We start from the raw sequence: 9,795 nt of genomic DNA on the forward strand, positions 1-9,795 counted from the left end.
TGCTCAATAAAAAAGCGCTTAATTAAGCGCTTTTTTATTATGCTTTTACCAAGCGAACAAACCGGCTGTTGCAGATGATAACAATGATACTAAGACACCAGACAACATTAACTGTGGTACACGTGAAGAGATGAAATCTGTTTTTTCTTTGGAAACCAAACTTTTAAATGCGCCGATAATCATACCTAACGTACCGAAGTTGGCAAAGCTTGTTAAGAAGACAGTCAGGACAACACGCGCATGTTCATTGGCAAAGACACCACGACTCGCTAACATATCCTTGGTAACTTTTCCCATAACGACGAATTCATTAGTCACTAACTTAGTGCCCATGAACTGTGCAAGTTTGAAAGCATCTTGAACGTTGAAGCCTAAAAGCCAAGCAAATGGGAAGAGAATCGTACCAAATATATTTTCAAGTGATAACCATTTGAAACCAGTCAAGCTAAATAATTGATCGATCAAGGCAGCTAAAGAAACGAATGAGATAACTGTTGCCGCAATAATCAAAATTAATTTACCAGCACCAAGAATTGAATCACCTAAGAAAGAGAAGAAAGGTTCTTTCTTTTCTCCTGCAGTGTGAATAGTGGCCACGATATCTTCTTCTGGTGTGATTTGAACTGGGTTTAAAATAGCAGCAATAACGATAGAACCCAGAATGTTCAGTGGGATAGCTGTCAAAACATAGGCACCAGGCACCATTTGCGTATAAGCACCGATGATGGCAGAAGTCACACAACTCATTGACATCAACGCTAAGGTATAATTTCGTTTAACGCTCATCTGTTGCAATTGCGCGCGTGAAACGGCCAGTACTTCTGTATTGCCTAAGAACATCATTTCAATGGCAAAGAACGATTCGAACTTGGGCTGACGTGTGATAAATGATAGGCCGCGACCAATCCACTTCACAATCCAAGGTAAGATACCCAAGTAGGTTAGAATATCAAATAATGGGACGACCAATAAAATTGGTAACAATACGCTGGTAACAAAGTTAGGGCTACCAGTAGTAGGTTGTAGCCAGTCGGGTACAGCAAAGGCAATACCTTCATTGGCTACTTTCATTAACCAGTTGAAACCGTTGGCAGCGCCAATAACAACATCACGCCCCAAACTGAACTTCATAAAGAACCAAGCAAGGACAACTTCCAAACCAACAATGGTGATAACAGCACGCCAATCAATGGCTTTTTTGTTGTTTGAAAAGACATAGGCAATACCCAAAAAAACGAATATGCCGATGATATTAACCAACAATAGCATAAGCTAACTCCTATTCAAATAATTATAGCGACTTTAGTACAAAACAACTCAAAGCTAAACCATAATTATTATAGCATAATTGACTTATTACAGAAAACGCTTACAATGGTTAATTAATTCTCATCCTTAGGTGCTTGGAACACTAAACCGTGTTCTGGGGTTCGTGCGTTGATAACGAGCTCTTCTACACGGAAAATATGTTCTAATTGTTGGTCGGTAAACAAGTCTTGTTGCGTGGCGATTTGCCGTAAGGTTTTACCTGTTTTTAAGGCAGATTTAGTGAGTTTAGATGCAGCATTGTAACCTATGATAGGTGACATAGCCGTTGCAAAACTCGTAGAGAGATCAATATCTTGCGCGAGACGTTGACGATTAGCGCTAATCCCATCGATAGCGTTTAGTCGTAGAGTTGTCATCGCGTGAGTGAGATGTTCAATACTAGCAAAAAGACTTTTGAACATAATGGGTTCAAAGGCATTCAATTCCAGTTGACCGGCCTCTGCAGCTGCAGTGACTGTTGCGTCAAAACCAAAAACTTCAAAAGCAACTTGATTGACGACTTCAGGAATGACGGGGTTCACTTTACCTGGCATAATTGATGATCCGGCCTGTTTAGCGGGTAGATTAATTTCTAAAAATCCAGATCGTGGTCCAGAACTTAATAAACGTAAATCATTAGCCATCTTTGATAGGTTAACAGCTAATGTTTTCAATTGACTAGAGAGCATGACGAAAGCGTCCGCATTTTGGGTACCATCAAATAAATCACTAGTCTGTTCAAGGGATAAGTGCGTGATACTTGCTAAATTATCCACAACATGAACTTGGTAATGATAGCTGACATTAATACCAGAACCAATAGCTGACCCACCAAGATTGATACTGTGTAATGCTTTTTCGGCAGCTTGTAGGCGTTGATAATCTCTTTGTAACGGCTTTAAGAAAGCGTGAAAACTATTGCCCAGTGTTGTCGGTACTGCATCTTGGAGTTGTGTTCGCCCCATTTTGTAAATAGATTTAAACGATTCTGCCTTATAAGATAGGCTGTTGATAAGTGCATCTAGCTCAGTAAATAGCGGTGCTAAAAGTCGGATTAAGGCAATTTTTCCAGCACTTGGATAAGTGTCATTGGTACTTTGCCCCATATTGACATGGTCGTTAGGATGAATGTACTGATAATCACCGCGTTCACGGCCCACCATCTCTAAAGCAGTGTTAGCAATAACTTCATTGACATTCATATTTGTACTGGTGCCTGCGCCCCCTTGAATTGCACTAATTGGAAACTGCTTTAAATCAATGGGACGTGATAGTAACACTTTAACCGCAGCAACAATATGTTTAGCTAATGGTCGTGGTAAACTACCAGACGTTGCATTAGTTTGAGCAGCAGCTTGTTTAATCTGGAGAAAAGCACGAATCAACTCGGGATGGGTAACTTGAGTCGTAATCGGAAAATTATCTAATGCTCGTTGTGTATGAATACCGTAATAAACGTCAGATGGTAGAGACAATGAACCAATTGAATCAACTTCGTTGCGCATGATGAACCTAGCCTTTTTAGTTTTTATTATTTTAACGTTAAAGCAGATAGACTAAGTAAAACGTGTTAGCATTTTTGACATAAAAAAATAGCAGTATCACACTGCTATTTGACGTCAATAATTTTAGAGTCAGTATCTGTACCGATAACAACTTGATTCACGATATTTAAGAAGAGACCGTCTTCAACGACACCTACCATTTCAGATAACAAATGGCTGAGATCTTGTGGACTTTCAATGGCGGGTAAGTGTAAATCAATCAAAAAATTAGCAGAATCAGTTCGGACTGGATTGCCATTTTGATCAAGACGCCAAGTTGGTTGTAGTCCATCGTTTTCTAAACGACGAAATAGTTGGTCTGATCCGTATGGAATAACCTCTACAGGTAGGTATTGGGTTAATTTTTCAACACGCTTGCTTTCATCAATTACCCATATGTTACGTTTTGAGTTTACCGCAACAATTTTTTCCCATAGCAGTGCGGCACCACCACCTTTAATTGCTGCAAATGAATCATCAATTTGGTCGGCACCATCAATTGTTAAATCGATTTGGTCCACATCATCGACATTGTACATGGGAATACCAAGTTTAGCAGCTGTGCGACGTGTACGTTCAGAAGTGGGAACACCCACAATCTTTAAATTTTCTTCAGCCACACGACGACCTAATTCAGTAATGACGTGGGCGATAGTTGAACCTGAACCAATTCCGACTATCATATCGTTTTCAACAAACTGAGCGGCGCGCTTACCAGCGATAGCTTTTTGGGTATCTTGACTCATGGCTTGTATTCAATCTCCTGGTATTTTTCTGGATAACGTTGAAAGGCTGCCTTGGCATAGGGACACACGGCTTTAATTGTTTTGTCTTCTGACTTAGCATCAGTGACAATCGCATCAAGTAACTGACTGGCAATGCCTTGGCCACGTAATTCAGGAGAAACAAAGATACTGTCTACAGTGTAGGTCATGTCATGATTGATGTATGCGTAGTCGAGTTCAGCCAGAATACGACCGCTAGCATCAGCAATGAAATAACGATGTGTATCACGTTGGATATTTTCCATAATCAATACCGCCTTTTTTCTTTTATTATCCTTTAAATCTCTGAAGGTTTCAAATCATTTATCGTATAATAGATAGATAACTAACTTAAGTAAGGAACTAATATTTTATGACAATTCGTGGATTTGAAGTAGTGAGCCGTTATCAAGATGCTCAGGTAAACCTACCTAAACGCGCAACACAGCAAGCAGCAGGATATGATTTTGAAGCATCAGAAGATATAACGTTACCTAGCGTTTTAAGTAATCCATTTTTTAGAGGATTAAATATTTTTTCACTTGGTAAGTTAAAAAATGTGAGTGATAATGAGGATTTACAACAATTATTGAAGCCAGTACTTGTGCCAACAGGTATCAAAGCATATATGCAAGAAGGCGAATATCTACAGTTGGTATCACGTTCTTCTGGACCAATTAAAAAACGTATTATGATGCCAAATGCTGTGGGTATTGTGGATGCTGATTATTATAATAATGATAACAACGAAGGGGAAATCTTTTTCCAGTTTATTAACTTTGGTATCCGTGATGTACATATCAAAAAGGGTGAACGTATCGGACAAGGTATCTTTCTACCTTATTTACTAGCAGATAGCGATGCTAATGATGACAAAACAGTCCGTGTCGGTGGATTTGGGTCAACGAATTAAACACTAATTGACGATATTTTGGGAGGCAAAATGGCAAAAGTAAAAACGCAATTTATCTGTTCTAATTGTGGATTTGTATCTGCGCGTTACCTGGGACGTTGTTCTAATTGTGGTGAGTGGGGAACTTTTGTTGAAGAAAAAATCCAACCGGATACAAATGATCGCAAAAGTCGTGTTAGTTTAGACGGTCGCTCAGCAAAAGTGGAAAAAATCAATGAGGTAACGTCTGAATCAACACCGCGTGTCGCGACAAAACTACAAGAACTTAACCGTGTTTTGGGTGGTGGCGTTGTCCCTGGATCGATGGTATTGATCGGTGGTGATCCAGGCATTGGAAAATCTACCCTGTTACTTCAAGTATCAGGTCAATTGGCACATCAAGGTCGTGTTCTGTACGTTACCGGCGAAGAGAGTGCGCAGCAAGTGAAGTTGCGTGCGGATCGGTTAGGGGTTGGTAACGATGAGTTTTATTTATATCCAGAAACTGATATGGTGGCTATCAAAAAACAAATTGATGAACTATCTCCTGACTTTGTTGTCATTGATTCAGTACAAACAATGCAAGAACCAGATGTTCAGTCCGCAATTGGATCAGTATCGCAAATTCGAGAAGTAACGGCAGATTTGTTACAAATCGCCAAAACCAATAATATTACAGTCTTTATTGTGGGACATGTGACAAAAGAAGGTGCGATTGCAGGACCTAAAATTTTAGAACATATGGTCGATACAGTACTTTATTTTGAAGGTGACAGTAACTATAAATACCGTATTCTTCGAGCGGTTAAAAATCGATTTGGGGCGACTAACGAATTAGGCATTTTCGAAATGCGTAATGGTGGTTTACAAGAAGTTAAAAACCCATCGGAAATTTTTTGGAAGAACGTCTAGCCGGTGCAACCGGTTCCGCTATTGTAGTGGCCTTAGAAGGGTCACGTCCTATTTTGGTGGAATTACAGGCTTTAGTTACACCAACGGTTTTTGGTAATGCACAACGAACAGCTGCTGGTCTAGATCGTAATCGTGTATCGTTGATTATGGCAGTTTTAGAGAAGCGAGCTAATTTATTATTGCAAAATCAAGATGCGTATTTGAAAGCTGCTGGTGGTGTGAAGCTGGATGAACCAGCCATTGATTTGGCGATTGCGATTGCGATTGCCAGTTCATATCATGATAAAGAATCTCAACCAAGTGATATATTTATTGGGGAAATTGGGTTAACTGGCGAAGTACGTAGCGTTACAGATATCGAAGGACGGCTAAAAGAGGCGCATAAATTAGGCTTCAAGCGTGCTATTGTTCCCAAAAATAATTTAACAGGTGTTACTTTACCAGACGGGTTAAATGTGGTTGGCGTCACAACGATTAACGAGGCCTTGCAATTAGCCATTAATTAAACACGATTTCTAAAGGGAATCATCATACTTTTGTTGTATACTGGTTGTTGATTGACATTATGTCATAGGATTGATTCTGCATCTTAATTGCAAATCATGACAGACTAAAATTTAGGAGTTTATAACATCATGACAGAAGAAATTCGTGTGCGTTATGCACCTTCTCCAACTGGACATTTACACATTGGAAACGCCCGTACAGCAATCTTTAACTGGTTATTTGCCCGCCACTATAACGGTAAGTTTATTATCCGTATTGAAGATACCGATCAAAAGCGTAATATCGCTGATGGTGAAACATCACAGTTAGATAACTTGAAATGGTTAGGTCTTGACTGGGATGAAGCACCTGACTTTTCTGGTGAATACGGTCCTTATCGTCAATCTGAACGTAACGAACAGGGGATTTATCAAGAATATATTGAAGCCTTATTAGAAAAGGGCTTAGCTTACAAGTCATATAAAACATCAGAACAACTGGCTGCAGAGCGCGAAGCACAACAAGCAGCCAAACAGGCACCACACTATGTTTACGAATACGAAGGCTTAAGCAATGCTGAACGCGAAGCAAAATATGCTGACTTTGAAGCTCAAGGGCTAAAGCCAGTTGTTCGTTTCCGTGTACCTGAAGATAAAGTTTATGCTTGGGATGATATCGTTAAAGGACACATTGAAATTGGTGCCAAAGAAGTTGGTGGTGATTGGGTCATTCAAAAAGCAGATGGTATGCCAACGTATAACTTTGCCGTAGTTGTGGATGATCATTTAATGGCAATATCACATGTATTACGTGGGGATGATCATGTTTCTAATACACCTAAGCAAATGATGATTTATGAAGCTTTGGGATGGGCAATTCCAAAATTCGGTCATATGGCATTGATTATTAACGGCGCTACAGGTAAGAAGTTATCAAAGCGTGATGAAGATGTCTTACAGTTTGTTGAGCAATATCGTGAACTGGGTTATTTACCGCAAGCAATGTTTAATTTTATTGGCTTGCTTGGTTGGTCACCAAAGGGCGAAGATGAGATTTTCTCAGTTGAAGAATTTATCCAGATGTTCGATGAAACACGTTTGAGCAAGGCGAATGCTAAGTTTGACCAAAAGAAGTTGGAATGGATTAACAACCAATGGATGCGTCGTGACAAGGATAAAGTGATGCCACAGTTGATTGGCGAATTGGTGAAAGCTGATTTGATTTCACAACAGGATGCCGATCAAAAAGTAGAATGGTTAAAATCAGTGATTGATGTTGCTGGTGTAGATGGGATTGCTTATACACAAGAAATTGTTGATATTACACGCCGACCATTCTTTGAATTACGTGAGCCTTTGACCGATGAAATGATTGAATATTTAACGTCAGAAGAAGGGCGCAAAGTGTTCGCAGCATGGCAAACGGCTTATGAAGCCTTACCATTAACGGCAACAGCAGCGGATTATATGGGCGCTATTCGAGGCATTCAAAATGAATTAGAAATCAAAGGCCGTAATCTTTGGAATCCAATTCGTATTGCAACAACACATGAAGTTCAAGGTCCTAATTTACCAGAAATGTTAGTATTGTTAGACAAACAAAATGTACTTCAAACTATGGCAGATGTTAAGGCAAAATATTTAGATTAAAAGTATGATAGAAGATTAGCGCAAGCTAATCTTTTTTATTTTGCAAGGTATCTTTTTATATGTTACCCTATATTAATAATAAAGGTAACAATTAACAACCTTTAAAAATGAGAAACGCAGTGTAGTATCTAAAATATTGCACAGCGCTGGAGTTGGAGTGTATTGTGAAGACAAAAGAAATAACGATGGTGGCATTGATGACGGCGGTATTAATTGTTTTGGGTTTGATACCACCGATTCCATTAGGCTTTATACCTGCACCGATTGTGTTACAGAATCTTGGTATCATGATGATTGCGCTTATATTAGGGAAAAAATATGGCACAATTAGTGTTGCCATATTCCTCATACTAGCCGCTTTAGGGTTACCTGTACTACCAGGCGGACGAGGTGGTATGGCTGTTTTAACAGGACCGACGGGTGGCTATTTACTTGGCTACTTATTAACGCCAATATGTGTATCATTACTAATTCAGGTTGTGTCTGCTAAAAAGATATGGCAAGTATGGTTGTGTTTATTAATCGTGTCATTAGTTATCGTGACAGGTATTGGTATTTTGTGGATGAGTTACAGTACACATTTACCATTAAAAGAAGCGTTGATTGCTAATCTTATTTTTGTACCAGGTGATATTATCAAGACGGTTATTGCCATTTTGATTTTTGACAGGTTGCGCCATACACAGTTGAAAACGAGCATTTTAATGTGATGCGTTGTTAATCAATATAAAAAGCGATGATTTGAGCATTGCTTTTTATTTTGGATAAATATTTTGAATACCCGCTATTTCAGGGTACAATTTAATTATTTACTAGGAGGCAACCACCATGATTCATGTATATAATACATTGACCCACCAAAAAGAAATTTTTAAATCGATTCAGCCTAATTTAATTACCATGTATGTTTGTGGTCCTACTATTTATAACTATATTCATATTGGGAATGCACGTTCAGCCATTGCATTTGATACCATTAGACGTTATTTTGAATTCCGTGGTTACGAAGTGAATTATGTATCCAACTTTACAGATGTTGATGACAAAATTATCAATCGTGCGCATGAAGAAGGTGTTTCTGAAGCCACAATAACTGAAAAGTATGCGCAGGCTTTTGAAAATGATACATTGCCATTAAATATTAAGCCGGCAACAGTAAGATCTAAGGCCACTGAAGTGATTCCTGACATCATTTCATTTGTGTCAGAGTTAATTGCTAAAGGCTATGCATATGAAGCTGATGGGGATGTTTATTTCCGTGCGCGTCAGTTTAAAGGTTATGGTATTTTAGCGCATCAAGATTTGAATGAATTAGAAGCGGGTGCGTCGGGAAGATTAGACCCAGAAGAATTAGCAAAGAAAGAAGACGCGTTGGACTTTGCGGTTTGGAAGTCAGAAAATCGACCAGGTGTGATTTCATGGGACTCACCTTGGGGCAATGGCCGTCCAGGTTGGCATATAGAATGCTCAGTGATGGCGCAAAAGTATCTTGGCAACACCATCGATGTTCACGGTGGTGGCATTGATTTGGCCTTTCCACACCATACGAATGAAATCGCTCAATCTGAGGCGCGTACAGGGCAGACATTTGTTCATTATTGGTTACACAATGGTTTTGTTAATATTAATGATGAGAAGATGAGTAAGTCCTTGGGCAATTTCATCACGTTGCATGATATGTTAGAACGTTATGACGACCCAATGACGATCAGATATTTATTATCAACGACGCAGTATCGACGCCCAATTAATTATTCAGAAGATACTCTAACGCAAGCGCGTGTTGAGTTAGATCGTATTCGTACCGCTTATCGTAATTTGCATTTTAGAATGAAGGATTCAAAAGATGGCCGTAATGAAGCTGTTGAATCTGACATTAATGAATATAAAAAACAATTCATTGCAGCAATGGACGATGATTTTAATACACAAAATGCTTTAGCAGCCATTTTTGAGTTAATTGCGTTAGCGAATACGTATAGTGAAGCTGCCATCATTCAACGTGATACAGCAATGCTGCTTTTGGAGACGATGACAGCTTTGATGCAGGTATTTGGTATTGAAACGTTAATGCCAGTTGAACAATTGACAGTAGAACAACAATCATTATTAGAGCAACGCGTTATTGCACGCCAAAATAAGGACTTTTCTGAAAGTGATCGCATTCGAGATATCTTAAAATTGCAAGATATTATTGTTGAAGATACTGCACAAGGTCAACGGTGGCATAAAGCATAATC

General features: G+C 39.1%; 8 protein-coding genes and 1 pseudogene. 5 read left to right on the top strand and 4 right to left on the bottom strand.

Annotated elements, in window-relative coordinates:
- Positions 1-45 precede the first annotated feature (45 nt).
- From LEUFL_RS0101075 to LEUFL_RS0101090, 4 genes are all read right to left on the bottom strand, one after another.
- The gene (locus tag LEUFL_RS0101075; RefSeq protein WP_010006913.1) at positions 46-1,269 is read right to left on the bottom strand and encodes a NupC/NupG family nucleoside CNT transporter; all 1,224 of its coding nucleotides are present in this window, start codon (positions 1,267-1,269) and stop codon (positions 46-48) included.
- A gap of 113 nt (positions 1,270-1,382) precedes the next feature.
- On the bottom strand, positions 1,383-2,813 hold the full coding sequence (locus LEUFL_RS0101080) for an aspartate ammonia-lyase (protein WP_010006914.1): 1,431 nt from the start codon (positions 2,811-2,813) through the stop codon (positions 1,383-1,385).
- Positions 2,814-2,917: 104 nt separating this feature from the next.
- Positions 2,918-3,598, bottom strand: a complete 681-nt coding sequence (rpiA, locus tag LEUFL_RS0101085; RefSeq protein WP_010006915.1) for a ribose-5-phosphate isomerase RpiA — start codon at positions 3,596-3,598, stop codon at positions 2,918-2,920.
- Entirely contained in the window at positions 3,595-3,882 is a 288-nt protein-coding gene (locus tag LEUFL_RS0101090) for a GNAT family N-acetyltransferase (protein ID WP_010006917.1), read from the bottom strand. The genes rpiA and LEUFL_RS0101090 overlap by 4 nt, the downstream gene beginning before the upstream one ends.
- 107 nt (positions 3,883-3,989) lie before the next feature.
- Here LEUFL_RS0101090 and LEUFL_RS0101095 point away from each other — a divergent pair, with 107 nt between their 5' ends.
- The 5 genes and pseudogenes from LEUFL_RS0101095 to cysS all read left to right on the top strand — a co-directional run bounded on the left by LEUFL_RS0101095 (position 3,990) and on the right by cysS (position 9,793).
- Complete coding sequence (locus LEUFL_RS0101095; RefSeq protein WP_010006918.1) at positions 3,990-4,529, top strand: dCTP deaminase/dUTPase family protein; 540 nt, start codon at positions 3,990-3,992, stop codon at positions 4,527-4,529.
- Between the two features lie 30 nt (positions 4,530-4,559).
- Positions 4,560-5,926, top strand: a pseudogene (gene radA, locus LEUFL_RS10830) (DNA repair protein RadA).
- 129 nt (positions 5,927-6,055) lie between these two features.
- The gene (gene gltX / locus LEUFL_RS0101105) at positions 6,056-7,555 is read left to right on the top strand and encodes a glutamate--tRNA ligase (RefSeq protein ID WP_010006919.1); all 1,500 of its coding nucleotides are present in this window, start codon (positions 6,056-6,058) and stop codon (positions 7,553-7,555) included.
- Positions 7,556-7,719: 164 nt separating this feature from the next.
- Positions 7,720-8,265 (top strand): biotin transporter BioY, encoded by a 546-nt coding sequence (locus tag LEUFL_RS0101110; RefSeq protein ID WP_010006922.1) that lies wholly within the window; start codon positions 7,720-7,722, stop codon positions 8,263-8,265.
- A 118-nt stretch (positions 8,266-8,383) separates the two neighbouring features.
- Positions 8,384-9,793: a cysteine--tRNA ligase gene (gene cysS / locus LEUFL_RS0101115; RefSeq protein ID WP_010006923.1), complete on the top strand. Its 1,410-nt coding sequence runs from the start codon at positions 8,384-8,386 to the stop codon at positions 9,791-9,793.
- Positions 9,794-9,795: the final 2 nt, after the last annotated feature.

It is taken from the genome of Leuconostoc fallax KCTC 3537 (assembly GCF_000165675.1).
Taxonomy (GTDB): Bacteria; Bacillota; Bacilli; order Lactobacillales; family Lactobacillaceae; genus Leuconostoc_B; species Leuconostoc_B fallax.

Bases quoted from the DNA above. Each gene is read 5' to 3' on its own strand.
- cysS (WP_010006923.1), top strand. From the start codon at position 8,384: ATGATTCATGTATATAATACATTGACCCACCAAAAAGAAATTTTTAAA.
- LEUFL_RS0101080 (WP_010006914.1), bottom strand. From the start codon at position 2,813: ATGCGCAACGAAGTTGATTCAATTGGTTCATTGTCTCTACCATCTGAC.
- LEUFL_RS0101090 (WP_010006917.1), bottom strand. From the start codon at position 3,882: ATGGAAAATATCCAACGTGATACACATCGTTATTTCATTGCTGATGCT.
- gltX (WP_010006919.1), top strand. From the start codon at position 6,056: ATGACAGAAGAAATTCGTGTGCGTTATGCACCTTCTCCAACTGGACAT.
- LEUFL_RS0101095 (WP_010006918.1), top strand. From the start codon at position 3,990: ATGACAATTCGTGGATTTGAAGTAGTGAGCCGTTATCAAGATGCTCAG.
- rpiA (WP_010006915.1), bottom strand. From the start codon at position 3,598: ATGAGTCAAGATACCCAAAAAGCTATCGCTGGTAAGCGCGCCGCTCAG.
- LEUFL_RS0101075 (WP_010006913.1), bottom strand. From the start codon at position 1,269: ATGCTATTGTTGGTTAATATCATCGGCATATTCGTTTTTTTGGGTATT.